At 39.3% G+C, this 25,185-nt stretch carries 43 protein-coding genes and 1 rRNA gene (1 of these 44 cut by a window edge); 2 read left to right on the top strand and 42 right to left on the bottom strand.

Annotation, left to right across the window (positions count from 1 at the left end; genetic code table 11):
• A 16S ribosomal RNA gene (locus ACUL40_RS20555) occupies nucleotides 1-354 on the bottom strand; it reaches 1,198 nt to the left of the window's first position.
• 223 nt (nucleotides 355-577) lie between these two features.
• Entirely contained in the window at nucleotides 578-796 is a 219-nt protein-coding gene (locus ACUL40_RS20550; protein ID WP_000901147.1) for a hypothetical protein, read from the bottom strand.
• A gap of 170 nt (nucleotides 797-966) precedes the next feature.
• On the opposite strand from ACUL40_RS20550, the gene pdaB reads away from it, so the two are divergent.
• Nucleotides 967-1,731, top strand: a complete 765-nt coding sequence (gene pdaB, locus ACUL40_RS20545; RefSeq protein ID WP_000464703.1) for a polysaccharide deacetylase family sporulation protein PdaB — start codon at nucleotides 967-969, stop codon at nucleotides 1,729-1,731.
• Between the two features lie 117 nt (nucleotides 1,732-1,848).
• Here the strand turns inward: pdaB and kbaA are convergent, their stop codons facing one another.
• Nucleotides 1,849-2,460, bottom strand: coding sequence for a KinB signaling pathway activation protein KbaA (gene kbaA, locus ACUL40_RS20540; RefSeq protein WP_445423113.1), 612 nt, complete (start codon nucleotides 2,458-2,460; stop codon nucleotides 1,849-1,851).
• Nucleotides 2,461-2,599: 139 nt separating this feature from the next.
• On the opposite strand from kbaA, the gene gerD reads away from it, so the two are divergent.
• Nucleotides 2,600-3,217: a spore germination lipoprotein GerD gene (gene gerD, locus ACUL40_RS20535; RefSeq protein WP_000827295.1), complete on the top strand. Its 618-nt coding sequence runs from the start codon at nucleotides 2,600-2,602 to the stop codon at nucleotides 3,215-3,217.
• Nucleotides 3,218-3,388: 171 nt separating this feature from the next.
• On the opposite strand, the gene ACUL40_RS20530 is transcribed toward gerD, so the two are convergent.
• The 39 genes from ACUL40_RS20530 to rpsJ form a co-directional block, all read right to left on the bottom strand.
• On the bottom strand, nucleotides 3,389-4,456 hold the full coding sequence (locus ACUL40_RS20530) for an Mrp/NBP35 family ATP-binding protein (protein WP_000256628.1): 1,068 nt from the start codon (nucleotides 4,454-4,456) through the stop codon (nucleotides 3,389-3,391).
• Between the two features lie 144 nt (nucleotides 4,457-4,600).
• Nucleotides 4,601-5,314, bottom strand: coding sequence for an N-acetylmuramoyl-L-alanine amidase CwlD (gene cwlD / locus ACUL40_RS20525; RefSeq protein ID WP_000822439.1), 714 nt, complete (start codon nucleotides 5,312-5,314; stop codon nucleotides 4,601-4,603).
• Between the two features lie 66 nt (nucleotides 5,315-5,380).
• Nucleotides 5,381-5,809 carry a DUF2521 family protein gene (locus ACUL40_RS20520; protein ID WP_001101005.1) on the bottom strand — a complete coding sequence of 143 codons (429 nt, stop codon included), beginning with the start codon at nucleotides 5,807-5,809 and terminating at the stop codon, nucleotides 5,381-5,383.
• 161 nt (nucleotides 5,810-5,970) lie between these two features.
• Nucleotides 5,971-6,363: a 30S ribosomal protein S9 gene (gene rpsI / locus ACUL40_RS20515; protein ID WP_000079986.1), complete on the bottom strand. Its 393-nt coding sequence runs from the start codon at nucleotides 6,361-6,363 to the stop codon at nucleotides 5,971-5,973.
• 21 nt (nucleotides 6,364-6,384) lie between these two features.
• Nucleotides 6,385-6,822, bottom strand: a complete 438-nt coding sequence (gene rplM / locus ACUL40_RS20510) for a 50S ribosomal protein L13 (protein ID WP_001260793.1) — start codon at nucleotides 6,820-6,822, stop codon at nucleotides 6,385-6,387.
• Nucleotides 6,823-6,974: 152 nt separating this feature from the next.
• Nucleotides 6,975-7,718, bottom strand: coding sequence for a tRNA pseudouridine(38-40) synthase TruA (gene truA, locus ACUL40_RS20505; protein ID WP_002164804.1), 744 nt, complete (start codon nucleotides 7,716-7,718; stop codon nucleotides 6,975-6,977).
• 14 nt (nucleotides 7,719-7,732) lie between these two features.
• The gene (locus ACUL40_RS20500; protein WP_001186526.1) at nucleotides 7,733-8,527 is read right to left on the bottom strand and encodes an energy-coupling factor transporter transmembrane component T family protein; all 795 of its coding nucleotides are present in this window, start codon (nucleotides 8,525-8,527) and stop codon (nucleotides 7,733-7,735) included.
• Complete coding sequence (locus tag ACUL40_RS20495; RefSeq protein ID WP_000406535.1) at nucleotides 8,515-9,396, bottom strand: energy-coupling factor ABC transporter ATP-binding protein; 882 nt, start codon at nucleotides 9,394-9,396, stop codon at nucleotides 8,515-8,517. Before ACUL40_RS20495 ends, ACUL40_RS20500 begins: the two co-directional genes overlap by 13 nt.
• Complete coding sequence (locus tag ACUL40_RS20490) at nucleotides 9,372-10,214, bottom strand: energy-coupling factor ABC transporter ATP-binding protein (protein WP_000711757.1); 843 nt, start codon at nucleotides 10,212-10,214, stop codon at nucleotides 9,372-9,374. The genes ACUL40_RS20495 and ACUL40_RS20490 overlap by 25 nt, the downstream gene beginning before the upstream one ends.
• Nucleotides 10,215-10,317: 103 nt before the next feature.
• Entirely contained in the window at nucleotides 10,318-10,680 is a 363-nt protein-coding gene (gene rplQ, locus ACUL40_RS20485; protein ID WP_000331490.1) for a 50S ribosomal protein L17, read from the bottom strand.
• 35 nt (nucleotides 10,681-10,715) lie between these two features.
• The gene (locus ACUL40_RS20480) at nucleotides 10,716-11,660 is read right to left on the bottom strand and encodes a DNA-directed RNA polymerase subunit alpha (RefSeq protein ID WP_000569643.1); all 945 of its coding nucleotides are present in this window, start codon (nucleotides 11,658-11,660) and stop codon (nucleotides 10,716-10,718) included.
• 180 nt (nucleotides 11,661-11,840) lie between these two features.
• Nucleotides 11,841-12,230, bottom strand: coding sequence for a 30S ribosomal protein S11 (gene rpsK, locus ACUL40_RS20475; RefSeq protein WP_000101798.1), 390 nt, complete (start codon nucleotides 12,228-12,230; stop codon nucleotides 11,841-11,843).
• Nucleotides 12,231-12,254: 24 nt separating this feature from the next.
• Nucleotides 12,255-12,620 carry a 30S ribosomal protein S13 gene (rpsM, locus tag ACUL40_RS20470; protein ID WP_000090788.1) on the bottom strand — a complete coding sequence of 122 codons (366 nt, stop codon included), beginning with the start codon at nucleotides 12,618-12,620 and terminating at the stop codon, nucleotides 12,255-12,257.
• Between the two features lie 21 nt (nucleotides 12,621-12,641).
• Nucleotides 12,642-12,755, bottom strand: a complete 114-nt coding sequence (gene rpmJ, locus ACUL40_RS20465) for a 50S ribosomal protein L36 (RefSeq protein ID WP_000868344.1) — start codon at nucleotides 12,753-12,755, stop codon at nucleotides 12,642-12,644.
• Nucleotides 12,756-12,790: 35 nt separating this feature from the next.
• Nucleotides 12,791-13,009: a translation initiation factor IF-1 gene (gene infA / locus ACUL40_RS20460; RefSeq protein ID WP_001029884.1), complete on the bottom strand. Its 219-nt coding sequence runs from the start codon at nucleotides 13,007-13,009 to the stop codon at nucleotides 12,791-12,793.
• 68 nt (nucleotides 13,010-13,077) lie between these two features.
• Nucleotides 13,078-13,824, bottom strand: coding sequence for a type I methionyl aminopeptidase (gene map / locus ACUL40_RS20455; protein ID WP_000582539.1), 747 nt, complete (start codon nucleotides 13,822-13,824; stop codon nucleotides 13,078-13,080).
• On the bottom strand, nucleotides 13,824-14,474 hold the full coding sequence (locus ACUL40_RS20450; protein ID WP_001048989.1) for an adenylate kinase: 651 nt from the start codon (nucleotides 14,472-14,474) through the stop codon (nucleotides 13,824-13,826). The genes map and ACUL40_RS20450 overlap by 1 nt, the downstream gene beginning before the upstream one ends.
• Nucleotides 14,475-14,530: 56 nt before the next feature.
• The gene (gene secY, locus ACUL40_RS20445; RefSeq protein WP_000490117.1) at nucleotides 14,531-15,832 is read right to left on the bottom strand and encodes a preprotein translocase subunit SecY; all 1,302 of its coding nucleotides are present in this window, start codon (nucleotides 15,830-15,832) and stop codon (nucleotides 14,531-14,533) included.
• Nucleotides 15,832-16,272 carry a 50S ribosomal protein L15 gene (gene rplO, locus ACUL40_RS20440; protein ID WP_000766081.1) on the bottom strand — a complete coding sequence of 147 codons (441 nt, stop codon included), beginning with the start codon at nucleotides 16,270-16,272 and terminating at the stop codon, nucleotides 15,832-15,834. Before rplO ends, secY begins: the two co-directional genes overlap by 1 nt.
• A gap of 33 nt (nucleotides 16,273-16,305) precedes the next feature.
• Nucleotides 16,306-16,488, bottom strand: a complete 183-nt coding sequence (gene rpmD, locus ACUL40_RS20435; protein ID WP_001085234.1) for a 50S ribosomal protein L30 — start codon at nucleotides 16,486-16,488, stop codon at nucleotides 16,306-16,308.
• Between the two features lie 13 nt (nucleotides 16,489-16,501).
• Nucleotides 16,502-17,002, bottom strand: a complete 501-nt coding sequence (gene rpsE, locus ACUL40_RS20430) for a 30S ribosomal protein S5 (RefSeq protein WP_000554646.1) — start codon at nucleotides 17,000-17,002, stop codon at nucleotides 16,502-16,504.
• 21 nt (nucleotides 17,003-17,023) lie between these two features.
• Nucleotides 17,024-17,386, bottom strand: a complete 363-nt coding sequence (rplR, locus tag ACUL40_RS20425) for a 50S ribosomal protein L18 (RefSeq protein ID WP_000628816.1) — start codon at nucleotides 17,384-17,386, stop codon at nucleotides 17,024-17,026.
• Nucleotides 17,387-17,417: 31 nt separating this feature from the next.
• Nucleotides 17,418-17,957: a 50S ribosomal protein L6 gene (gene rplF, locus ACUL40_RS20420; protein ID WP_000086558.1), complete on the bottom strand. Its 540-nt coding sequence runs from the start codon at nucleotides 17,955-17,957 to the stop codon at nucleotides 17,418-17,420.
• Between the two features lie 32 nt (nucleotides 17,958-17,989).
• The gene (gene rpsH, locus ACUL40_RS20415) at nucleotides 17,990-18,388 is read right to left on the bottom strand and encodes a 30S ribosomal protein S8 (protein WP_000245511.1); all 399 of its coding nucleotides are present in this window, start codon (nucleotides 18,386-18,388) and stop codon (nucleotides 17,990-17,992) included.
• 29 nt (nucleotides 18,389-18,417) lie between these two features.
• On the bottom strand, nucleotides 18,418-18,603 hold the full coding sequence (rpsN, locus tag ACUL40_RS20410; protein WP_001085700.1) for a 30S ribosomal protein S14: 186 nt from the start codon (nucleotides 18,601-18,603) through the stop codon (nucleotides 18,418-18,420).
• Nucleotides 18,604-18,636: 33 nt separating this feature from the next.
• Nucleotides 18,637-19,176, bottom strand: a complete 540-nt coding sequence (gene rplE, locus ACUL40_RS20405; protein ID WP_001080831.1) for a 50S ribosomal protein L5 — start codon at nucleotides 19,174-19,176, stop codon at nucleotides 18,637-18,639.
• A 26-nt stretch (nucleotides 19,177-19,202) separates the two neighbouring features.
• Nucleotides 19,203-19,514, bottom strand: a complete 312-nt coding sequence (gene rplX, locus ACUL40_RS20400; RefSeq protein WP_000558200.1) for a 50S ribosomal protein L24 — start codon at nucleotides 19,512-19,514, stop codon at nucleotides 19,203-19,205.
• 38 nt (nucleotides 19,515-19,552) lie between these two features.
• The gene (gene rplN / locus ACUL40_RS20395) at nucleotides 19,553-19,921 is read right to left on the bottom strand and encodes a 50S ribosomal protein L14 (RefSeq protein WP_000615912.1); all 369 of its coding nucleotides are present in this window, start codon (nucleotides 19,919-19,921) and stop codon (nucleotides 19,553-19,555) included.
• A gap of 43 nt (nucleotides 19,922-19,964) precedes the next feature.
• The gene (gene rpsQ, locus ACUL40_RS20390; RefSeq protein WP_000004106.1) at nucleotides 19,965-20,228 is read right to left on the bottom strand and encodes a 30S ribosomal protein S17; all 264 of its coding nucleotides are present in this window, start codon (nucleotides 20,226-20,228) and stop codon (nucleotides 19,965-19,967) included.
• Between the two features lie 20 nt (nucleotides 20,229-20,248).
• Nucleotides 20,249-20,449 (bottom strand): 50S ribosomal protein L29, encoded by a 201-nt coding sequence (gene rpmC / locus ACUL40_RS20385; protein ID WP_000855718.1) that lies wholly within the window; start codon nucleotides 20,447-20,449, stop codon nucleotides 20,249-20,251.
• Entirely contained in the window at nucleotides 20,439-20,873 is a 435-nt protein-coding gene (gene rplP, locus ACUL40_RS20380; RefSeq protein ID WP_000928969.1) for a 50S ribosomal protein L16, read from the bottom strand. The genes rpmC and rplP overlap by 11 nt, the downstream gene beginning before the upstream one ends.
• Before the next feature lies 1 nt (nucleotide 20,874).
• The gene (rpsC, locus tag ACUL40_RS20375; protein WP_000529956.1) at nucleotides 20,875-21,534 is read right to left on the bottom strand and encodes a 30S ribosomal protein S3; all 660 of its coding nucleotides are present in this window, start codon (nucleotides 21,532-21,534) and stop codon (nucleotides 20,875-20,877) included.
• A 3-nt stretch (nucleotides 21,535-21,537) separates the two neighbouring features.
• Complete coding sequence (rplV, locus tag ACUL40_RS20370) at nucleotides 21,538-21,879, bottom strand: 50S ribosomal protein L22 (RefSeq protein WP_001148024.1); 342 nt, start codon at nucleotides 21,877-21,879, stop codon at nucleotides 21,538-21,540.
• Between the two features lie 17 nt (nucleotides 21,880-21,896).
• Nucleotides 21,897-22,175: a 30S ribosomal protein S19 gene (gene rpsS / locus ACUL40_RS20365; RefSeq protein ID WP_000124454.1), complete on the bottom strand. Its 279-nt coding sequence runs from the start codon at nucleotides 22,173-22,175 to the stop codon at nucleotides 21,897-21,899.
• Between the two features lie 60 nt (nucleotides 22,176-22,235).
• Nucleotides 22,236-23,066: a 50S ribosomal protein L2 gene (rplB, locus tag ACUL40_RS20360; protein WP_000511583.1), complete on the bottom strand. Its 831-nt coding sequence runs from the start codon at nucleotides 23,064-23,066 to the stop codon at nucleotides 22,236-22,238.
• A 28-nt stretch (nucleotides 23,067-23,094) separates the two neighbouring features.
• Nucleotides 23,095-23,385 carry a 50S ribosomal protein L23 gene (gene rplW / locus ACUL40_RS20355; RefSeq protein ID WP_001205558.1) on the bottom strand — a complete coding sequence of 97 codons (291 nt, stop codon included), beginning with the start codon at nucleotides 23,383-23,385 and terminating at the stop codon, nucleotides 23,095-23,097.
• Nucleotides 23,385-24,008 (bottom strand): 50S ribosomal protein L4, encoded by a 624-nt coding sequence (rplD, locus tag ACUL40_RS20350; protein ID WP_001127258.1) that lies wholly within the window; start codon nucleotides 24,006-24,008, stop codon nucleotides 23,385-23,387. The genes rplW and rplD overlap by 1 nt, the downstream gene beginning before the upstream one ends.
• A 25-nt stretch (nucleotides 24,009-24,033) precedes the next feature.
• A complete protein-coding gene (gene rplC / locus ACUL40_RS20345; RefSeq protein WP_000160207.1) occupies nucleotides 24,034-24,666 on the bottom strand; it encodes a 50S ribosomal protein L3 in 633 nt (210 codons plus the stop codon).
• 34 nt (nucleotides 24,667-24,700) lie between these two features.
• Nucleotides 24,701-25,009: a 30S ribosomal protein S10 gene (gene rpsJ, locus ACUL40_RS20340; protein ID WP_001040596.1), complete on the bottom strand. Its 309-nt coding sequence runs from the start codon at nucleotides 25,007-25,009 to the stop codon at nucleotides 24,701-24,703.
• Nucleotides 25,010-25,185: the final 176 nt, after the last annotated feature.

Below are 25,185 nucleotides of genomic sequence, written 5' to 3'. Positions count from 1 at the left end.
CGTAGGAGTCTGGGCCGTGTCTCAGTCCCAGTGTGGCCGATCACCCTCTCAGGTCGGCTACGCATCGTTGCCTTGGTGAGCCGTTACCTCACCAACTAGCTAATGCGACGCGGGTCCATCCATAAGTGACAGCCGAAGCCGCCTTTCAATTTCGAACCATGCGGTTCAAAATGTTATCCGGTATTAGCCCCGGTTTCCCGGAGTTATCCCAGTCTTATGGGCAGGTTACCCACGTGTTACTCACCCGTCCGCCGCTAACTTCATAAGAGCAAGCTCTTAATCCATTCGCTCGACTTGCATGTATTAGGCACGCCGCCAGCGTTCATCCTGAGCCAGGATCAAACTCTCCAATAAAGTTAGTTTGTCTAGCATCTAAAATAAAAATTGACGTTTCACGTTGTTTGTTTCGTTCAGTTTTCAAAGAACTACTTGGTCGCTCATTTGCGACTTCCTTATGTTAACATCTTCGTTAGTTAATGTCAACTAAGTTTTTCAATTTCTTTTTGTCGTTTTCTGCGTTTCCGCATCAGCGACGGTTATTAATTTAACATATACAAACTATTAACGTCAACACTTTTTAATAAAAAATTCTTTTTCTTACATAACGAATACATTCTTCTGTGTTAGCTACTCTCCGAAATAAACAGAAAATGATTTTATATCTTTCTTCCATAGCTTTTTTTACAACTTCATGAATACGCTCATCTTCAAAATCAAATAAAAGTTCCTCTAATTCTCTCTTCAATATGTATTCCATTTCTTTTCTCTCTTCTTTTGTCAACATCAGCCCAAGCAAACAATCACCTCAATAATTCCTTACGCAACAATAAACGTTCCGCTCATTTTCAATTATCACAATCCTATCATCCATTATATCCACTACTTACGATATTAATCCTTTGTTCTCTTTTTTATATTTCCAGCATATATGTAACTGAAAAGGATTGGACAAAGGGGCGTAATATTATGTTTTTCTTTTTTATTACGAGTAAGAGAAATTTTAAACACATTAGCTTAATAGTGATACTGTCCTTATTTACAGCATGGCTACTCTTTTTAAAAACATATTCACATGAATCTGCTTTTTCAACTGCTACAGGCCCTAAAGTAATTTACAAAGGAGACACCGCTAAAAAGCAAGTTGCATTTACGTTTGATATTAGTTGGGGAGACAAAAAAGCAATTCCAATCCTAGATACTCTTAAAGAAAAAGAAATTAAGAATGCAACCTTCTTCCTTTCTGCTGCATGGGCCGAAAGACACCCCGATATTGTAGAGCGAATCATGAAAGATGGACACGAAATCGGTAGTATGGGGTACAATTACACATCCTATACTTCTCTAGAGACAAATGAAATAAGACGAGACCTTTTACGAGCACAAGATGTTTTTACGAAACTTGGTGTAAAACAAGTCAAGCTGTTACGTCCACCTAGTGGCGAATTTAACAAAGCAACCCTTAAAATCGCAGAATCACTTGGATACACCGTCGTACATTGGAGTAATAATTCAAACGATTGGAAAAACCCAGGTGTAAATAACATCGTTTCCACTGTCTCTAATAATTTGAAAGGTGGAGATATCGTGTTATTACACGCATCCGATTCTGCCCTTCAAACAAATAGAGCTTTACCGCTGCTCCTGCAAAAAATAAAAAGTGATGGATATGAGCAAATATCCGTTTCACAACTTATTTCCAACACAAGTACGAAAAGTGAAGATGTGAAGTAGCTTCTTCCCTACTACTCTTCACGCATAAAAAGCTCTACTACCTTTCAAGAAGGTGGTAGAGCTTTTTTAATCATACCATTTACAACATTATAACTGATGTTGTATAAAACCTCTCTATTAAGCTGATTTACTTGTTTTTCCGATTAAACGATGTAATACAAGTAATTGATATGCATTACATAACAATAGCGGTATAACCATTAAATATAACCAATCTGTATCATTAATCCGAAGCGCCGGTACCCATTCAAGGATCGTTACAACAACCATAAAGAACAGAGCTGGCACAAATGCTTTTTTATTTGTTTCTTTACTTTTTACATAAGCAACAATTGCTCCAAACACAAATAACATTCCAGCAACAAGTATATTATTCCCTAACGAGACTTCCCCATTTGCAATAAGTACAGATCTTAAATACACAAAATCAAATAATACGAATGCAATAAAGAAGAGCTGGACTGCATTCCATAAAGAAGATGAGCGAAACATCCCTAGTCCAAAACGGTGAATTGTTAAATATGCAAAGAATCCCATTTGACTTATAACACTAAAAATAAATCCTACACCCATCAGCCAGAAAGATACTGCTAAAATCTCCTTACCGTCGAAATTTCGAAAAAATTCATTGTACTTGTCCCACTCCAAAACAAAACCAATAATAACTGTGCTAATCCCACCAAGAAACAACGTCGTTAAAAATAGTCGTACCCACTTGCGGCTATTCACAACACATCCCCCATTATCCTTATATTTCTAATTAAATTGTATCAATGACAATTTCAAAAAGCTAGCCATGTTCATGTATAAATTCCTTAAAGATATTTATATTAAAAAGAGAGAACTGTGCTGAAAGGAGTTCCAACTTATGAAACGGATGCTATTCATTTTCGTTTCTTCTTTTCTACTTATCGCACTTGCAGCATGCGCACAAGGAAAAGAAACGAAATCCGAACTAGATTACGATCAAACAAAGAAAATGATTGTTGATATTTTAAAAACAGATCAAGGTAAGAAAGCTATTCAAGATGTATTAACTGATGAAAAAATGAAACAAGCACTCATACTAGATGAAACAGTAGTAAAGAAAACGATTGAAGATGCCATGGTATCCGATAAAGGGCAACAATTCTGGGAAAAGCTCTTTAAAGATCCTGAGTTCTCATCAAAATTTGCTAAAAGTATGGGGAAAGAACAAACTCAATTAATGAAAACCTTATTAAAAGACCCTGAATACCAAGCAGGCGTTATAGAAATTATGAAAAATCCTGAAGTAGAAAAAATGATGTTACAAACAATGAAGAGTAAAGAATACCGTCAATATCTACAACAAGTACTAACAGAAACTGCTGAAAGTCCACTCTTCCAAGCCAAGATGATTGATATCATTAGTAAAGGTGTGCAAAAAGCTGAAAAAGGCGGATCTGGTAAGAAAGAAGCAGGCGGTGACGGTGGTTCTCAAGGCGAGAAGAAGGAAGAACAGTAAAAAATAATAACTATAATAACGAGTGGACAATTTATATATTGTCCACTCGTTATTACTTTATCTTGCTATTAACAGACAAAATGGCCCCCTCTAATTAAGCGAAAGGTTTACTAGCAACAAAAGCCTTATTGTTGTCAGTAACAGGTGAACCCCACTGATTAAAGTTTCACTTTATTTTTGTGTAACAGCTGTTTTATCAATTACTGTTTCAGCTATTTTACTATAAATAATGCCCGTTGTATGTGTATCTTCATATACTGAAGGAGCAAAGTCTTCTTTATTCCAATCGGGTTGTTGCAGTGGAATACGACCAAGAACATTCGTTTGTAATTCGGTAGCTAACTTATCTCCCCCGCCTTTTCCAAATACATATTCTTTCTCACCAGTTACCTTACTTTCAAAATATGCCATATTCTCAACAACACCAAGAATACTATGTTCAGTGCGCAATGCCATCGCTCCAGCACGCGCTGCTACAAACGCAGCTGTTGGATGAGGCGTCGTTACAATAATCTCTTTGCAAGATGGCAACATTGAGTGCACATCTAACGCAACATCACCTGTGCCTGGTGGCAAATCTAGTACTAAATAATCTAAATCGCCCCATTCTACTTCTGTGAAGAAGTGGTTTAACATTTTCCCAAGCATAGGTCCTCTCCAAATAACTGGTGCATTATCCTCTACAAAGAAGCCCATTGAGATTACCTTTACACCTAAACGTTCCACCGGAATTATCTTGTCACCTCTTACGATAGGACGTTTTTCTATCCCCATCATGTCTGGCACACTAAAACCGTAAATGTCCGCATCAATAATACCAACTTTTTTTCCTAAACGAGCTAAAGCAACTGCAAGGTTAACGGAAACAGTTGATTTTCCCACGCCACCTTTTCCACTCGCTACTGCTAAGAATGTTGTTTTTGAATTAGGTGACAATAAAGATTCACTTTGCTCTTCTTCTTGTTCCGGTGCAAACTGAGCTAATTCCTCTTCTGTAAATTCTGCAAAACGAAGTCCAACTGTTGCTGCCCCAAGTTCTTTTACTAACTTTACAATTCCAGACTGCAACTGCATTTGTTCCGCTGTACCGGTTTTTACGATTGCAATTTTAACACTCACATGTTCCTTCTCTGGCTTGACTGTTACCTCTTTAATTGCACTTGTTTCTTTTAATGTTTTATGTAAAAACGGATCTACAATCCCTTCTAACGCTTCAACCACTTGCTCTTTCGTTACCATAATTAGCCCAGCCCCCTGTATGAAAAATAACGTAATGTTAATTGAATTTATCTCTGCGTATTCTTGAAATAAATGCGTTTACATTTCCAGTATAACATATTTTCCGAAAACTTCGTTAACGAGAGAAGCTCAAAAAAATCCTCCTTATTCTGGAGGATTTCCTTTTTCCGTGAAATAACGTAATATACCACGGTATATTGCAGCTGCTACCTTTTGCTGATATTTCTCCGAATTTAACATATACCTTTCGTTCACATTCGATAAAAAGCCGGCTTCAATTAAAGCACCTGGTGTTTTAGAATACTTTAATAAATACACATGCGAAATTGTCTTAGCAGAACGATTCGTGTTCTCTAAACTTGTTCTCAATTCAGCCTGTATAAATTTTGCAGCACGTTCATTTTCAATCGAAGAGCGGTAATAGAACGTTTGTGCGCCTTTCGATCCACTACTAGTTAAAGCATTTAAATGAATACTTGCAAAAAAGTCTACATCAGGTTTATTGATGATTTCTACACGTTTTTTTAAATCCTCTGCTTTACGTCTACTATATGACTTTGTATCTTTGTTAGCTAAATCATAATCTCCCTCACGCGTTAAAATAACTAGTGCACCTTGTTCTTGTAAATAGTCTTGTACCTTTTTTGTAATTTCAAGCGTAATATCCTTTTCTATAATATCCTTTCCACCAACAGCCCCTCCATCTGGTCCACCATGCCCAGCATCTAATACAATTACTTTCCCTGATAAGGGTAAATTCCAAGCTCGCCACGATTTTGTAATTTGAAATTCTTGCTTGACTAAAAAAAACAATACAACCGCAGCGAGTGCAAAAGAGATAATTCGAATTCTCTTCATACCTTTCCTCCTCCAGCTAGTCCCTCTAATTACTTATATGGGACAAGAGGAAAGTTTATGCTTGTCTTAATGAAGCTTTAATCGATATCTTCTTTCACCTTTTTCATACCCTTCTTGCCACCACAATCCTATAAACTGCTGACAAGATTCAAAAAGTAATTCCTCATCTTTCAACTTTATTTCTCGCATAGTCATACTCGTTAAAAATTGAAATAGCGTTTCAGTTAATTGTTGTTCTTCTTCTAAAGCTCTATATTTCACATCAAAAAACGATTCACCATAATAACCAAATTTACTGTATCTCGCTCCTAATAAATAAGATTCTATCCCTAATTCAATACAGTAATCTTCATACTGACGATGAAGCTCTTGCATTTGAAAGGCATCACGAATATTTGAACGCAATGTTTTTAATGATAATTCCCGCAACATCTTCCGCTCGTATTTTAACTGCTTTTCTTTTTGTTTTTCTTGTAAGCTGACAATGACATTCATAGTACTTATAAACCTCCCTAATACGTATTAGTCTAAACTTCTAAAGAAGAAGCATACGCGCGGCGGTAGCACTAAAATATTCCAAGCTATAAAAATTGCAAAAGAGGAATGAAACATAAAAAACCCCAACCAAAATGGTTGGGGTTTGTAGTTCGCAAAAATTAACGTTTTGAGAACTGAGGTGCACGACGTGCGCCTTTAAGACCGTATTTTTTACGCTCTTTCATACGTGCGTCACGAGTTAATAGACCTGCACGTTTTAGTGTTAGACGGTATTCTGGATCAGCTTTTAATAAAGCGCGAGAAATACCGTGACGAATAGCACCAGCTTGACCAGTGTATCCACCACCATTTACGTTTACAAGTACATCGTAGTTACCTAAAGTTTCTGTTGCAACTAGAGGTTGTTTCACTACTTCACGTAATGCAGCAAATGGGATATAGTTTTCAAAATCACGACCGTTAATGATAACGCGTCCTTCGCCTGGAACTAGGCGTACGCGCGCTACTGAACTCTTACGACGTCCAGTGCCATAGTATTGAACCTGTGCCAAAGTAAGCCCTCCTTTAATTAATTATCCGCGAAGTTCGTAAACTTCTGGTTTTTGTGCTTGGTGTGGATGCTCTGCTCCAGCATACACGTTAAGTTTCTTAGAAACTTGACGGCCTAAGCGTCCTTTTGGAAGCATGCCTTTAATTGCAAGCTCTAACATTTGTACAGGGTAGTTTGTACGCATTTCAAGAGCTGTTCTTTGCTTAAGTCCACCTGGGTGGTTAGTGTGACGGTAGTAAATTTTATCGTTTAATTTATTACCTGTTAAATGAATTTTCTCAGCGTTAATAATAATTACATGATCACCCGTGTCAACGTGTGGTGTAAATGTAGGTTTGTTTTTACCACGTAAAATGGATGCTACTTCACTAGCAAGGCGACCTAAAGTTTGACCTTCAGCATCAACCACATACCATTTACGCTCAACTTCGTTAGCTTTTGCCATAAAAGTCGTACGCATGTGTTTCCCTCCTCGTTATCTTTTCCATAGAAAAAATCTATTGTTTATCTTAAACACGATTTCCTTCCGGGGCTAATCGTGGTTTTAGAAACAATACCATATGTTATGATATACTTTTGAGTTTCTAATGTCAAGCAAATGTTACACCAGGATTAGTTGTTATAGTTTACCTCCCACAAGTAAAGCCCATGACCTGGAGCCATCTTTCCAGCAAACTGACGATTTTGTTTCGCTAAAATCTCTGGAATGCTATCAGGATCAAGCTTTCCTTGCCCTACGCTAAGTAACGTACCAACAATAATTCTGACCATATTATATAAAAATCCATTACCTACAAAACGAAAAATTATTTCATCATCTTGTTCAATTAACTCGATTTCATAAATTGTTCGCACTTTATCTTTTTTGTCAGTTTTTGCCGAACAAAAAGAAGTAAAATCATGCGTTCCAATAAAATAAGGAATTGCTTTTCTTATAGAGTTGATTTCGAGCGGGTATGGATATTGATATACGTAATTTCTACGGAATACATCCGCAGTCTTTGATAATAATACACGATAACGATATTCTTTTTTCTCAACACCGTAACGTGCATGAAATTCTTCTGTTTTTTTCTCTACTTGCCTAATAACAATATCATCTGGCAACATTGTGTTTAAAGCATTACTCCATTGCCACTCTTCAAGAGACAAAGGAGTATCAAAGTGTATTACTTGTCCTTTTGCATGAACTGTAGAATCTGTTCTACCAGATGCCTGAACACGAACAAGTTCTCCCTTATGCAATTTCTGCAATGCTTTTTCTATCTCCTGTTGAACAGTACGATGGTTCGGCTGAATTTGATAACCACAAAAATGCATGCCATCATATGCAACCGTACATTTTATTCTATCCATTTCTCTATTCTCCATTACGATCGCACCCATGCCAAAATACAAGCTAAACAAAATAAGCTGACAATCGTTACTGTATCGCTTGTTTTCCAGCGTAGTTGCCTAAATTTAGTACGTCCTTCACCACTTTGATATCCACGAGCTTCCATCGCAATGGCTAAGTCCTCTGCACGCTTAAAAGCGCTGATAAACAGAGGAACGAGCAGTGAAATAATAGCTTTCATTCTATCTTTTATCGGTCCCCCGGCAAAATCAATACCACGTGACGCTTGTGCTTTCATTATTTTACTCGTTTCATCCATTAATGTCGGGATAAAACGAAGAGAAATTGACATCATTAATGCGATTTCATGAACAGGAACCTTTATACGCTTCAACGGCTTTAATAACGTCTCCAAACCATCTGTAATTTCAATAGGTGTCGTCGTTAACGTTAATAATGTCGTCATTAAAATAATAACGAAGAATCGTACAGAAATGTATATCCCTTGCTCTAATCCTTTTTCATATATCGAAAACCAACCAAGCTGGAATAGTACATCCCCCTCTTTATTTGTAAAAATATGCAGGAAAAATGTAAAAAGAAAAATCCATAAAATTGGTTTTAAGCCCGAAAGTACATAACGAATCGGCACTTTTGCAAAAAATAAAGCAATGAGTGCATATAAAAATAAAAATCCATATGAAATCGCATTATTTGCTAAGAAAACAACAAATACATATAAAAAGACAATCAGCAGCTTCGTACGTGGATCAAGTTGATGAATAAGTGAATTCCCCGGGATATATCTCCCAATAATCAACTGCTGCATGATTCATGACCACCTTTTCGTAACACCTGCACAACTTCATGAGTAAGATCCTCTAAAGATAAGGTAGCCTTTGGAATTGAAATACCAAACTTCTCTTCAATTGCACGTTTATACTTTAATGACATAGGAAGATCCACACCAATTTTCTCTAGTTCATCAGCATGTGAAAATACTTCCTCTGCACTTCCTTGCAAAAAGACCGTTCCTTTATGCATAACTACAATCTGCTCCGCATACTGAGCAGCATCCTCCATATTATGCGTTACAAGGATGACTGTAAGACCCTTCTCCTTGTGCAGCTTATAAAACATCTCCATAAGTTCGTTCTGCCCTTTTGGATCTAGTCCTGCTGTAGGTTCATCTAATACAAGCACTTCAGGTTCCATTGCCAGTACACCCGCTATAGCAACACGTCTCATTTGTCCACCACTTAATTCGAACGGAGAACGTGTTAACAGTTCTGGTTCTAGCCCTACAAGTTCAATTGCCTTTCTAGCCTTTTGCCTTGCTTCGTCTACAGATACTCCAAAATTAGTAGGGCCGAAACAAATATCTTTCTCCACAGTCTCTTCAAACAACTGATGTTCTGGAAATTGAAAGACAACCCCTACTTTTTTACGTAGTGGCTTTAGCTTTTTTTCTTTCTTTCCTGCCGAAATCAAATGTTCACCAATTTGAACTGTACCATTTGTCGGCTGCAATAAACCATTTAAATGTTGAATCATCGTCGACTTTCCTGAACCAGTATGACCGATAATGGCATAATAGCCCCCACTTGGAAACGACACGTCTACATCATAAAGTGCGCGTCTTTCAAATGGAGTTTTATATTGATAACGATGTTCTACTTTTTGGAATGTAATCTCCAAAGTTCGTTCACCAAGCTTTCCATTGTAAGATGCGTATTTTGCAAGAGAATTTCATTTCTTTTTAATAATTCTGCTATTTTCACCGAAAACGGTACATCTAAGCCAATTTCTTGGAGCATATGAGAGGATTTGAAAATTTTTTCTGGAGTCCCTTCCTCTAATATTTCTCCCTTATTTAAAATAATGACACGATCTGACTGTGCCGCTTCTTCTAAATCGTGCGTAATTGATAACACGGTAATACCTTTTTGAGTAACAAGTTGTCTAACCGTTTCTACTACTTCACGTCTCCCTTGAGGGTCTAACATTGACGTTGCTTCATCTAATATTAAAATAGATGGTTGAAGTGCTAAAACGCCTGCTATTGCCACTCGCTGCTTTTGCCCACCAGATAAGGAATGAGGCTCATCATTAAGAAAATCTTCCATACGGACAAGTTGCAAGGCCTGTTCTAATCTTTCAATCATTTGTTCTCTTGGCATTCCGATATTCTCCAAGCCAAATACAACATCATCTTGCACTGTCGTTCCAACAAATTGATTATCTGGATTTTGAAATACCATTCCAATTTGTTTTCGAACATCCCATACCGTTTCCTCTGATAAAACCATTGTATCATTTACTGTAATAGTCCCTGCTTCTGGCAAAAACAAACCATTCAATAATTTTGCAAGTGTAGACTTTCCTGAACCGTTTTGTCCAATAATAGATACCCATTCTCCCTCATATAAGGAAAATGAAACATCTTTTAATGCATAAGTGGCTGCCCCAGGATATTGAAATGATATATTTTCTATCCGAAGTTTCTCTTTTTTCAATAAAAGGCACCCTTTCCTTCGCCAAGTTAGCCTATTTTTATATTTAAAAAAAAGGGCCATGACCAGTTTCTTGAAAAGAACTGTCCTGCCCTTTTAATTATCATTATACTAACTCGATAATTACCATTGGTGCTGCGTCTCCGCGACGTGGACCAATTTTTGCAATACGAGTGTATCCGCCTTGGCGCTCAGCATAGCGTGGAGCTACATCAGCGAATAGTTTTTGAAGTGCATCTTGACCAGTCTCAGCGTTAGCTACTTCATTGCGAATGAAAGCTGCTGCTTGACGACGAGCATGAAGATCTCCGCGTTTACCTAAAGTGATCATTTTTTCCACTACAGAACGAAGTTCTTTTGCACGAGTTTCTGTCGTTTGGATGCGCTCGTTGATAATTAAATCAGTAGCTAAATCACGTAACATAGCTTTACGTTGCGCACTTGTACGGCCTAATTTTCTGTATGCCATTCGTAGTTCCCTCCTTTGTTGATGGGTTTAAATCCTCAGTCGTCTTTACGTAAACCTAAACCTAATTCCTCAAGTTTATGTTTAACTTCTTCTAAGGATTTACGTCCTAAGTTACGAACTTTCATCATATCTTCTTCTGTTTTGTTCGCAAGCTCTTGTACAGTATTAATTCCTGCACGTTTTAGGCAATTATAAGAACGAACAGAAAGGTCTAGTTCTTCGATAGTCATCTCAAGAACTTTCTCTTTTTGATCTTCTTCCTTCTCGACCATAATCTCAGCATTTTGTGCTTCATCAGTTAAACCAACAAAGATATTTAAATGCTCAGTTAAGATTTTGGCACCTAAAGAGATAGCTTCTTTTGGCCCGATGCTTCCATCCGTCCATACATCAAGCGTAAGCTTATCATAATTAGCCACTTGTCCGACACGTGTCTTTTCCACTTGGTAAGTCACACGTGATACTGGAGTATAAATAGAATCAATAGGAATTACTCCTATTGGTTGATCTTCGCTTTTATTTGCATCAGCTGGCGTATACCCACGGCCACGCTTTGCAGTTAAACGCACGCGGAAATGCGCATCTTTTGCTAACGTTGCAATGTGTAAATCTGGATTTAAGATTTCTACATCACTATCGTGAGTAATATCAGCAGCTGTGACAATACCTTCGCCCTGTACATCAATTTCCAACGTCTTCTCTTCTTCAGAGTAGATTTTAAGAGCTAACTTTTTCAAGTTTAAGATGATCGTCGTAACGTCTTCTACTACGCCCTCAACTGTTGAAAATTCATGTAATACGCCATCGATTTGGATAGCAGTAACAGCGGCACCAGGGAGTGAGGATAAAAGAATACGACGTAAGGAGTTACCCAAAGTAGTACCATATCCACGCTCAAGCGGTTCAATTACGAATTTACCATATTTAGCATCTTCGTTAAGTTCAACCGTTTCGATTTTCGGCTTTTCGATTTCAATCATTAACTAAACCCTCCTTCAAAACGTCGAAACCCCGGTTAAACAAAGGTATAACCCCTGTCTAACCGAAAGTCCCCCTTAGGCAGTTCCCGATTGTGCACAACAAGCGATGTTTCTGTACGAAATTTCTCGATAATGCATCATATCCATTATAGACAAAAGGGAAAATTCTATACAGAAAAATTACACACGACGACGTTTTGGTGGACGACATCCATTATGAGGAACTGGAGTAACATCTCTAATTGCTGTTACTTCTAGACCTGCAGCTTGAAGAGCACGAATTGCAGCTTCACGACCAGCACCAGGACCTTTAACAGTAACCTCTAAAGTTTTTAAACCGTGTTCCATTGCAGCTTTAGCAGCAGTTTCAGCAGCCATTTGCGCAGCGAATGGAGTAGATTTACGAGATCCACGGAAACCAAGTGCACCAGCACTAGACCAAGAAAGTGCGTTACCGTGAGTATCTGTAAGTGTTACGATTGTGTTGTTGAAAGTAGAACGAATATGAGCTATACCAGCTTCAATATTCTTTTTCACACGTTTTTTACGAGTGTTTGTTTTACGTGCCATTGTTAGTTCAACCTCCTTTACTTATTATTTCTTTTTATTTGCTACTGTACGACGTGGACCTTTACGTGTACGAGCATTGTTTTTAGAGTTTTGACCACGAACTGGTAAACCACGACGGTGACGAAGACCACGGTAAGAACCGATCTCCATTAGACGTTTGATGTTAAGAGATACTTCACGACGAAGGTCTCCCTCAACTTTAATACGATCGATGATATCACGGATACGTCCTAATTCGTCTTCCGTTAAATCACGAACTCGTGTTTCTTCAGAAATACCTGCTTCAGCAAGAATTTTTTCAGCAGTTGTGCGACCAATGCCGAATACGTAAGTTAAAGAAATAACAACGCGTTTGTCTCGAGGAATATCTACACCTGCGATACGTGCCATTACGAATGCACCTCCTTCTGATTAACCTTGTTTTTGTTTATGTTTAGGGTTTTCACAAATAACCATTACTTTTCCACGTCTACGAATAACTTTACATTTTTCGCAGATTGGTTTAACTGACGGTCTTACTTTCATGTCTCGAACCTCCTTAAAGATTACGGAGTGCTATATTATTTAAAACGGTACGTAATACGACCACGATTTAAATCGTACGGAGATAATTCTACCGTAACTTTGTCTCCTGGTAAAATACGAATGAAGTTCATACGGATTTTACCAGAAACGTGAGCCAATACGACATGCCCATTCTCTAATTCTACTTTGAACATAGCATTTGGCAACGTTTCAAGAACGGTACCTTCGACTTCAATTACATCATCTTTAGCCATTCAATAGTTCTCCCTTCTTCAAATCAGTAACATTTTACACTGCTCTGAAATCCCGGAGAGCCAGCTACTTATAAAGTGGTAAGGATTTCGTATCCTGCTTCTGTAAGAGCAATCGTGTGCTCAAAATGGGCACACCATTTACCATCTACCGTTACCACTGTCCAGTCATCAGATAGTGTTTTTACATATCGTCTTCCTTGATTCACCATCGGCTCAACACAGATGACCATTCCCGGCTTTAATCTAGGGCCTCTATTTGGTGGACCATAGTGCGGGATTTGAGGGTCCTCATGTAAGTCTTGCCCGATTCCGTGACCAACATACTCCCTAACGATCGAGAATCCATTCTCTTCAGCATGGGTTTGAACCGCATGTGAGATATTTGATAATCTCTCGCCTGGTTTTACTTGTTCTAGACCAAGATACAACGATTTTTCTGTGACATCAAGTAGCTTTTGAACAGATTCAGAAATGTTTCCAACTGGATACGTCCATGCAGAATCTCCATGGTACCCATTGTATTTCGCACCAATATCGATACTGATGATATCGCCCTCTTTGAGCTTGCGCTTCCCTGGAATTCCGTGTACAAGCTCTTCATTTACAGAAGCACATATGCTCCCCGGAAATCCGTTGTATCCTTTAAAAGATGGCGTAGCACCATATTTTTGAATCGTCTTTTCCGCTATTTGATCGAGCTCTTTCGTTGTAATTCCTGGAGTAATGTGCTGTTTCAACTCTTGATGAGTCAAAGCAACGATCCTGCCAGCTTCTCGCATGATTTCTATCTCGCGAGGAGTTTTGCAGATTATCATTACGCTAAGCCTCCGATGAGAACATCGATATCAGCAAATACTTTATTGATATCTTGCTCACCATTAATGCTTTGTAAGTAACCAAGCTCTTCGTAGAAATCAAGCAAAGGTTTTGTTTGCTTAATATTTACATCTAAACGATTTGCTACAGTTTCTTCATTGTCATCAGAGCGTTGATATAATTCGCCACCACATTTATCGCACACATCAGCTTTTGCTGGTGGATTGAATTCTAAGTGGTAAGTCGCACCGCACTCTTTACAAATGCGACGGCCTGTAAGGCGTTTTAATAACAACCCTGAATCCACATTAATGTTTAAAACATAGTCGATTTTTTTGCCAAGATCTTTCATAATTTCTTCAAGAGCTGATGCTTGTGCAACAGTTCGTGGGAAACCGTCTAGTAAGAAACCTCTTACGCAGTCGTCTTGACTTAAACGTTCACGAACGATTCCGATTGTAACTTCATCTGGAACAAGTGCACCTTTATCAATAAAAGATTTTGCTTGTAGACCCATTTCAGTTTCAGCCTTCATAGCTGCACGGAACATGTCTCCTGTTGAAATGTGAGGGATGTTATACTTGGCAACAATCTGTTCGGCTTGTGTACCTTTACCAGCACCAGGAAGCCCCATTAAAATTAAGTTCATCCTTGTTCCCCCTCAGAGTACATGAGCATGTAGGGAAGACAATTCTTCCCACTTACTCACTGCTTGATAAACCCTTTGTAATGGCGTTTTACCAGTTGGCTTTCTAGCTGCTTCATTGTTTCTAAAGCAACGCCGACAACGATTAACATACTCGTTCCACCGATCTGTGCAGATGGAGGAAGATTTCCCAATTTCGTAAAGATAACTGGTAAGATTGCAATCGCTGCTAGGAAAATTGATCCTACAAAGGTTAAACGATACAAGATTTTTGTTAGATATTGTTCCGTATTCTTACCCGGACGAATACCTGGAACATATCCACCTTGCTTGTTTAGATTCTCTGACATTTGCTCTGGATTAACCTGAACAAATGCATAGAAATATGTGAAGGCTACAATGAGCGCAACATATATGATCATTCCCACTGGGTGAGAATAGTTAAAGTTTGCAATAATCCACTGCGATACATCATGTTTCGGGAAGAACTGTGCAATAGTCGGAGGCGTAATTAAGAATGAAACAGCAAAAATTACTGGAATAACACCAGCACTATTTACCTTAAGCGGTAAATGTGTGTTTTGTGCTCCAGCATAACCACCATTTCCTCCTGTTACACGCTTCGCATATTGAATTGGGATCTTTCTAACAGCCTGTTGAATGAAAATAACACCCACAATAACTGCTAGCACAGCTAGTAAAATCAATGCAACTTTAACGATACTCATGAACAATTGATCTCCGATATTTTGAAACTGTTGCTGATACACTTGAGATATAACACTTGGGATCGCTGCGGCAATACCGCCAAAGATAAGGATGGAAATACCATTACCTACACCTTTAGCTGTAATCTGTTCACCTAACCACATTAAAAATGCAGTACCAGCAGTCAGTACCGTAGCAATGTATAAATAAGTGCTCCAACCTGGATTCAAAATTAATTGTCCACCTACCATACCGTTAAAACCGATTGACATACCAAACCCCTGAATAAACGCAAGAACAATTGTAAAGTAACGCGTGAATTGCGTTAATTTACGACGGCCCATTTCACCTTGCTTCGACCATTCCGAAAATTTAGGAACAACATCCATCTGCAATAATTGCACGATGATGGATGCTGTAATATACGGCATGATTCCCATCGCAAAGATGGAGAAGTTTTTCAAGGCTCCACCGCCAAATGTATTTAGAATACCTAAAGCATTTAATTGATCTTGTGCCTTCAGTACGTCTCCATTTGTAAATGGCACGGGGATAAACGTGCCAATCCTGAATACGATTAACATCGCTAAAGTGAATAATATTTTACGTCTTATCTCAGCAACGCGCATAAAGTTGGAGATTGTACGAAACATTAGATCACCTCAACTGATCCGCCAGCTGCTTCAATTGCTTCTTTAGCACTTGAAGAGAACTTGTGCGCTTTAACAGTTAGTTTTTTCTCTACTGCTCCGCTTGCAAGAACTTTAACACCGTCGTTTAACTTGCTGATAACGCCAGTTTCCAGCAATAATTCAGGTGTTACTTCTGTACCATCTTCAAAACGATTTAACGTTGATAAGTTTACAATAGCAAACTCTTTACGGTTAATGTTTGTGAAGCCGCGTTTTGGTAAACGACGGAATAATGGAGTTTGACCACCTTCGAAGCCAAGACGAACACCGCCGCCAGAACGTGCGTTTTGTCCTTTATGACCTTTACCAGCAGTTTTACCGTTACCAGAACCGATACCACGACCGACACGGTTACGTACTTTACGAGAACCTTCTGCAGGTTTTAATTCATGAAGTTTCATTCCCAGGCACCTCCTTATATTAATGAGTTATCCTTAAGCTTCTTTTACAGTTACAAGGTGAGAAACTTTGTTGATCATACCAAGAATAGCAGGAGTTTCTTCCTTAACTACAGTTGAATTCAACTTTTTAAGACCTAAAGCTTCTACCGTCGCACGTTGATCTTGTGGACGACCAATTACACTACGAGTGAGGGTAATTTCTAACTTTTTCGCCATTTGTTTTCCCTCCTTAACCTAGTAGCTCTTCTACAGATTTACCGCGTAATTTTGCAACATCTTCAGCGCGCTTAAGTTCGCTTAATCCGTTCACAGTAGCGCGAATCATGTTGATTGGTGTGTTAGAACCAAGAGATTTCGAAAGAATATCTTGTACACCAGCTAATTCAAGGACCGCACGAACAGGTCCACCAGCAATAACACCAGTACCCTCAGCAGCAGGTTTTAAGAATACTTCACCAGCGCCAAAATGACCGTTGATTGTGTGTGGAATTGTTGTACCAACTAATGGTACAGCGATTAAGTTTTTCTTAGCGTCTTCGATAGCTTTACGGATTGCGTCTGGTACCTCTTGTGCTTTACCAGTACCGAATCCAACATGACCGTTTTTATCGCCAACTACAACTAGTGCAGCAAAGCGGAAACGACGACCACCCTTAACAACTTTCGCGACACGATTTATCGTAACTACACGTTCTTCAAGTTCTAATTTACTTGGGTCAATGCGATGCATCAATTTTCCCTCCTTTGACCATTAAAATTGTAATCCAGCCTCACGAGCAGCTTCAGCTAGAGCTTTAACACGGCCATGGTATAAGTAACCACCGCGATCAAATACTACTTCTTTAACGCCTTTCTCTACAGCACGCTTAGCAACTGATTCTCCAACTTTCGTAGCAGCTTCAATATTGCTAGTACCGTTAAGAGCAAGGTCTTTATCAAGAGTAGATGCACTTACTAACGTTACACCATTCACATCATCAATAACTTGAGCGTAAATATGTTGGTTAGAACGGAACACGTTTAAACGTGGACGCTCTGCAGTACCAGTAAGTTTAGCACGTACACGTGCATGTCTTTTCTTACGAGTCGCATTTTTATCAGCTTTAGTGATCATTCTTGTCACTCCTTTCTCTCACCTAACGGGTTTACTTAGCAGTTTTACCTTCTTTACGACGAACAACTTCGCCTTCGTAACGAATACCTTTACCTTTGTAAGGCTCAGGAGCACGTACAGCACGGATGTTAGCAGCGAATTCGCCAACACGTTGCTTGTCGATACCTTTAATTACGATCTTAGTTGGTGCAGGTACTTCAACTTCAAGACCTGCTTCCGGAGTCATTTCTACTGGATGAGAATAACCTACGCTTAATACAAGTTTATCACCTTGTTTTTGAGCACGGTAACCAACACCGACTAATTCAAGTCCGCGTGCGAAACCTTCAGTTACACCTTCAACCATGTTTCCGATTAAAGCACGAGTTGTACCGTGTAATGCACGGTGTTCCTTCTGTTCAGATGGACGCTCAACTGTTAATGTATTCTCTTCAATTTTGATAAGCATATCAGCATTGAAAGTACGAGTTAATTCACCTTTAGGGCCTTTTACTGTTACAGTATTGTCTTCTGCAACTGTAATAGTAACACCTGCAGGGATTTCAAGAATCTTTTTACCAATACGAGACATGTGGTCACACCTCCGTTCGTTTTAAATATATATTACCAAACGTATGCTACTACTTCTCCACCAGTTTGTAATTGACGAGCGTCTTTGTCTGTCATTACTCCCTTAGATGTAGAAACAAGAGCGATACCTAATCCGTTAAGTACACGTGGTACTTCGTCAGCTTTAGCGTAAACGCGTAAGCCAGGTTTACTGATACGTTTTAATCCAGTGATTACACGTTCATTGTTTGCACCATATTTCAGGAAAATACGAAGGATACCTTGTTTGTTATCCTCGATGTATTCTACATCACGAATGAAACCTTCACGTTTTAAAAGTTCAGCGATCTCTTTTTTGATTTTAGAAGCAGGAACCTCTAATTTCTCATGACGTACCATGTTCGCATTACGGATGCGAGTAAGCATGTCTGCAATTGGATCTGTCATCACCATGTGTTTTACCTCCTTCCCATTTGTGGGTTTTACCAACTAGCTTTTTTAACACCAGGAATTTGACCTTTATATGCAAGTTCACGGAAACAAATACGGCAAAGTTTAAATTTGCGGTATACAGAATGCGGACGACCGCAGCGTTCGCAACGTGTATACTCTTGTACTTTAAACTTAGGAGTACGCTTTTGTTTCGCTATCATAGATTTTTTAGCCACGTTTTCGCCTCCTCTACTTAGCGTTGGCTTCCATTATTTTTGGAATGGCATACCGAATTGTGTTAAAAGTTCACGAGCTTCTTCATCAGTTTTCGCTGTAGTAACGATTACGATGTCCATACCGCGGACTTTGCTTACTTTATCATAATCAATCTCAGGGAAAATAAGTTGCTCTTTAACACCTAATGTATAGTTTCCACGACCATCGAATGATTTCTTAGAAACACCACGGAAATCACGTACACGTGGTAAAGAAACTGATACTAATTTGTCGAAGAACTCATACATTTGCTCGCCGCGTAAAGTTACTTTCGCACCGATTGGCATACCTTCACGAAGACGGAAACCAGCGATTGATTTTTTAGCACGAGTTACAACAGGTTTTTGACCTGTGATTTGTGTTAATTCTTCTACTGCGTTGTCTAACGCTTTTGAGTTAGATACCGCGTCACCAACACCAGTGTTGATTACGATCTTTTCGATTTTTGGTACCTGCATTACAGATTTATAGTTAAACTTGCTCACTAGAGCAGGAGTAATTTCCTTTTGGAACTTCTCTTTAAGGCGATTCAATGAAGTGACCTCCTTTCTTAAGAAAATTATTTATCTAATAATTCACCAGATTTTTTTGCAATACGAACTTTTTTACCATCTTCTACTTTGAAGCCTACGCGAGTAGGTTCACCTGTTTTCGGATCTAAAATCATAACGTTAGAAACGTGAATAGGTGCTTCTTTAGTAATAATTCCACCTTGTGGATTTAATTGAGATGGCTTAGAGTGCTTCTTAACGATATTGACACCCTCAACGATAACACGGTTTTGCTTTGGGAAAGCCACAAGGATAACGCCTTGTTTTCCTTTGTCTTTACCAGTGATTACCTGTACTTTATCACCTTTTTTTACATGCATCTTAATTCTGCACCTCCTTAGCAAGGCAATACCTTAAATTATAGAACTTCTGGAGCTAAAGAAACGATCTTCATGAAGTTGCTATCACGTAATTCACGAGCTACTGGTCCGAAGATACGAGTACCACGTGGGCTCTTATCGTCTTTAATGATAACCGCTGCGTTTTCATCAAATTTGATGTAAGAACCGTCCGGACGACGAGCTCCGCTCTTCGTACGTACTACTACTGCTTTAACAACGTCACCTTTTTTAACAACGCCACCTGGTGTTGCTTGTTTTACCGTAGCAACGATAATGTCACCAATGTTAGCATATTTACGACCAGAGCCGCCTAATACTTTAATTGTTAAAAGTTCACGTGCACCAGAGTTGTCAGCAACTTTCAAACGAGATTCTTGTTGGATCATGTTATGAAACCTCCCTTCGGACTAAAAATTCCGATTCGTCTATTTAGATAATAACCGCTTCTTCAACGATTTCAACTAAACGGAAACGCTTAGTAGCAGAAAGCGGGCGAGTTTCCATGATTTTAACGATATCGCCAAGTTTCGCTTGGTTTTGCTCATCATGGGCTTTGTACTTCTTAGAATACTTAACACGTTTTCCGTACAAGGAATGAGTTTTGTAAGTTTCAACTAAAACTGTAATCGTTTTGTCCATTTTGTCAGACACTACACGACCAGTATAAACTTTGCGTTGGTTACGTTCGCTCACTATGCAAACCTCCCCTCAATTTATCGATTAATTCCGATCTCTCTTTCACGAACTACAGTTTTCATACGAGCAATTGCTTTACGCACTTCACGAATGCGAGTTGGATTCTCTAATTGTCCTGTAGCAAGTTGGAAGCGAAGATTAAACAACTCTTCCTTTAAAGCTTTAACTTTTGTTTCGATTTCGGCAGTGGTTAATTCACGAATATCATTAGTTTTCATTAGATTCACCACCATTTTCTTCACGTTTTACGAATTTACATTTCACAGGTAACTTGTGAGCTGCAAGACGTAATGCTTCGCGTGCTACCTCTTCAGATACACCCGCGATTTCGAACATAATTTTCCCAGGTTTTACTACTGCTACCCAGCCTTCTGGTGCCCCTTTACCGGAACCCATACGTACTTCTAGAGGTTTTGCAGTGTAAGGTTTAGAAGGGAAAATTTTAATCCATACTTTACCGCCACGTTTCATGTAACGAGTCATTGCACGACGAGCAGCTTCGATTTGACGGTTTGTAATCCATGAAGCAGCTTGTGCTTGTAAACCGAATTCACCGAAAGCAATTTCAGTTCCACCTTTAGCACGACCACGCATTTTACCACGATGCTCTCTACGATATTTTACGCGTTTTGGCATTAACATATTATTTTCCTCCTTCCTCAGAAGCTTTCTTTTTTGTAGGAAGGACTTCTCCACGGTAGATCCATACTTTTACGCCTAATTTACCGTATGTTGTATCAGCTTCAACTGCTGCATAGTCAATATCAGCGCGAAGTGTATGAAGTGGAACAGTTCCTTCACTGTAAGATTCTGCACGAGCGATATCAGCTCCGCCAAGACGACCAGAAACCTGTGTTTTAATACCTTTAGCACCTGCACGCATAGCACGTTGAATAACTTGCTTTTGTGCACGACGGAATGATACACGGTTTTCTAATTGACGAGCGATGTTTTCGCCTACTAATTTAGCGTTAAGATCAGCTCTCTTAACTTCTAAAATGTTGATGTGTACACGCTTGCCTGTTAATTGGTTAAGAGCTTTACGAAGTGCTTCAACTTCAGTACCACCTTTACCAATTACCATACCAGGTTTTGCAGTGTGAATTGTAACATTTACACGATTTGCTGCACGTTCGATTTCTACTTTAGCAACAGCAGAATCTTTTAAGCGTACATTAATGTACTCACGGATTTTGATGTCTTCATGTAATAATGTAGCGTAATCTTTCTCAGCGAACCAACGAGATTCCCAGTCACGGATAACGCCGACACGAAGACCAATTGGATTAACCTTTTGACCCATCGATTATCCCTCCTTCTTTTCTGATACCACAACTGTGATGTGGCTTGTGCGTTTGTTAATTTGGCTTGCACGACCCATTGCACGTGGACGGAAACGTTTTAACGTTGGACCTTCGTCAACGAAAACTTTTTCTACAACTAGGTTGTTAATGTCCATCTCATAATTGTGCTCTGCATTTGCGATTGCAGATTTTAAAACTTTTTCTACAACTGGAGAAGCAGTTTTTGGTGTGTGGTTAAGGATAGCAATCGCTTCACCCACTTGCTTACCTCGGATTAAGTCTACTACTAAACGAACTTTACGAGGAGCAATACGAACTGTTCTCGCTACTGCTTTAGCTTGCATTGAAGTGCCTCCTCTCATTATCTTCTAGTTTTCTTATCGTCAGCAAGGTGACCTTTGTACGTACGAGTTGGTGCGAATTCACCTAACTTATGGCCAACCATATCCTCAGTGATGTACACAGGTACGTGTTTACGACCATCATATACAGCGATTGTGTGTCCGATGAACTGAGGGAAGATTGTTGAACGGCGAGACCAAGTTTTAACAACTTGTTTTTGCTCAGATGCAACTAATTTTTCCATTTTGCTCATTAAGTGATCATCGACAAATGGTCCTTTTTTTAAGCTACGAGCCATTTTGGTGCCTCCCTTCGTGATTGACGTACGGTTCTAGAAATGAACCGTACTACAATCCCATTATTTTTTACGACGACGAACGATAAATTTGTCAGACGCTTTGTTTTTCTTACGAGTCTTGAATCCAAGAGTTGGTTTACCCCATGGAGACATTGGAGACTTACGTCCGATTGGAGAACGTCCTTCACCACCACCGTGTGGGTGATCAACAGGGTTCATTACAGAACCACGAACTGTTGGGCGTTTACCTAACCAGCGAGAGCGACCTGCTTTACCGATTTTGATAAGTTCGTGTTGTTCGTTACCTACTTGACCGATTGAAGCGCGACAAGCAGATAATACAAGACGTACTTCACCAGAAGTTAAACGTACAAGTACGTATTTACCTTCTTTACCAAGTACTTGAGCAGATGTACCAGCAGAACGAACTAATTGTCCGCCACGACCAGGCTTAAGCTCGATGTTATGAACAACAGTACCTACTGGAATGTTGATTAATGGTAATGCGTTACCGATTTTAATGTCAGCTTCTGGGCCAGACATAACTTCCATACCTACTTCTAAAGATTTAGGAGCAAGAATGTAACGTTTTTCACCGTCAACGTAGTTAATTAATGCGATATTCGCAGAGCGGTTTGGATCGTATTCGATCGTAGCAACGCGTCCTGGAATTCCATCTTTGTTACGCTTAAAGTCGATGATACGGTATTGACGCTTATGTCCGCCACCTTGATGACGTACAGTGATTTTACCTTGGTTATTACGACCAGCCTTCTTGCTTAAAGGAGCAAGTAATGACTTTTCGGGTCTATCAGTCGTGATTTCAGCGAAATCATTCGTAGTCATATTACGACGACCGTTAGTAGTTGGATTATACTTTTTGATTCCCATCTCAATTTCCCTCCTTCTTTAGTAAGAATTAAACGCCTTGGAAGATTTCGATTTCTTTGCTGTCAGCAGTTAGCTTAACGATTGCTTTACGACGACGGCTAGTAAAACCAGCGTGACGACCAACGCGTTTTGCTTTCGGCTTGTAGTTCATGATGTTCACTTTTTCTACTTTAACACCAAAGATCGCTTCAAGAGCATCTTTAACTTCTGTTTTATTAGATTTAACGTCCACATCGAACGTGTATTTTTTTTCAGCCATCATTTCCATAGAACGTTCAGTGATAACTGGGCGCTTAATGATATCACGAGGATCTCTCATTATGCAAGCACCTCCTCTACTTTTTCCACTGCCGCTTTTGTCATGATTAGCTTATCATGATGAAGCACGTCTAAAACGTTTACGCCATCAGCAGTGATTACTGTTACTCCAGGGATATTGCGAGCAGATAACTCTACAGATTCGTTTGCATCAGCAGTTACGATAAGAGCTTTCTTCTCAACAGTTAATCCTTTAAGTACTGCTAGCATGTCTTTTGTTTTTGGTGCATTTAACACTAGGTCTTCAAGAACTACAATGTTGTTCTCAACTACTTTAGTAGCTAATGCAGATTTGATTGCTAAACGACGAACTTTCTTAGGAAGTTTGTACGCATAGCTTCTTGGTGTAGGTCCGAATACCGTACCACCACCACGCCATTGAGGAGAGCGGATAGACCCTTGACGAGCACGTCCAGTTCCTTTTTGACGCCATGGTTTACGACCACCACCGCGAACTTCAGAGCGAGTTTTTACTTTGTGTGTACCTTGACGTAAAGATGCACGTTGCATCATTACAGCTTCGAAAAGTACAGCTTCATTTGGTTCGATACCGAAAATAGCTTCAGCTAATTCGATTTCACCAACCTGTGAACCAGTTTGGTTATATACAGTAACTTTTGGCATTGGAATTCCTCCTTCCTATTGTGAATTATTTGCTAACCTTCACAGCGCCTTGAACAACTACAAGAGATTTCTTAGCACCTGGAACGTTACCTTTTACTAGTAATAAGTTGCGCTCAGTGTCAACTTGAACGATTTCTAAGTTTTGGATAGTAACTTGGTCTCCACCCATACGTCCAGCAAGTTTTTTGCCTTTGAATACACGGTTCGGAGCAACTGGGCCCATTGAACCTGGACGACGGTGATAGCGAGAACCATGAGACATAGGTCCGCGAGATTGTCCGTGGCGTTTGATAACACCTTGGAAACCTTTACCTTTAGAAATTCCTGTTACATCAACGATTTCACCTGTAGCGAATACGTCAACTTTTACCTCTTGACCAACCTCTAATCCGTCCACGTCTGCATCGCGGATTTCGCGAATGAAGCGCTTAGGAGTTGTAGATGCTTTAGCAGTGTGGCCTTGTTCAGGTTTGTTAGTTAACTTTTCACGTTTATCTTCAAATCCTAACTGGATTGCATTGTAGCCATCAGTTTCAGTTGTTTTCTTTTGAAGAACAACGTTTGGATTAGCAGCGATAACTGTTACTGGGATTAACTCACCGTTCTCAGCAAATACTTGAGTCATACCGATCTTTCTTCCTAAGATTCCTTTGGTCATGAGTTACACCTCCTACATTTTTAAGTTATATAAATTATAGTTTGATTTCGATATCTACACCAGATGGTAAGTCTAAACGCATTAATGAATCTACTGTTTGTGGAGTAGGACTCACGATGTCGATTAGACGTTTGTGCGTGCGCATTTCGAATTGCTCACGAGAATCTTTGTACTTATGAACAGCACGAAGAATTGTGTAAACAGTTTTTTCAGTTGGTAATGGGATCGGACCAGAAACTGTTGCCCCAGAACGCTTAGCTGTTTCTACAATTTTCTCAGCTGACTGATCAAGAATACGGTGATCGTAAGCTTTTAAACGGATACGAATTTTTTCTTTTGCCATTATTTTCCCTCCTTCGTTCGCCTATTTCTAAAATAGACCTTCTCCATGGAAATTTCCCCACACCATGCCATGGCAAAGCGGCCGGGTGTGTCAGCAACCTTCCACTTCATCGCAGTCAAAGACCAACATTGTCTATTATACAATGTTATTCGTCTAGATGCAAGCATCTTTTTGTT

The sequence above is a fragment of the Bacillus sp. KNSH39 genome (assembly GCF_052656585.1).
Note: the sequence above shows the minus strand (reverse complement) of the source record. Positions and strands in the feature narration are given on the sequence as shown.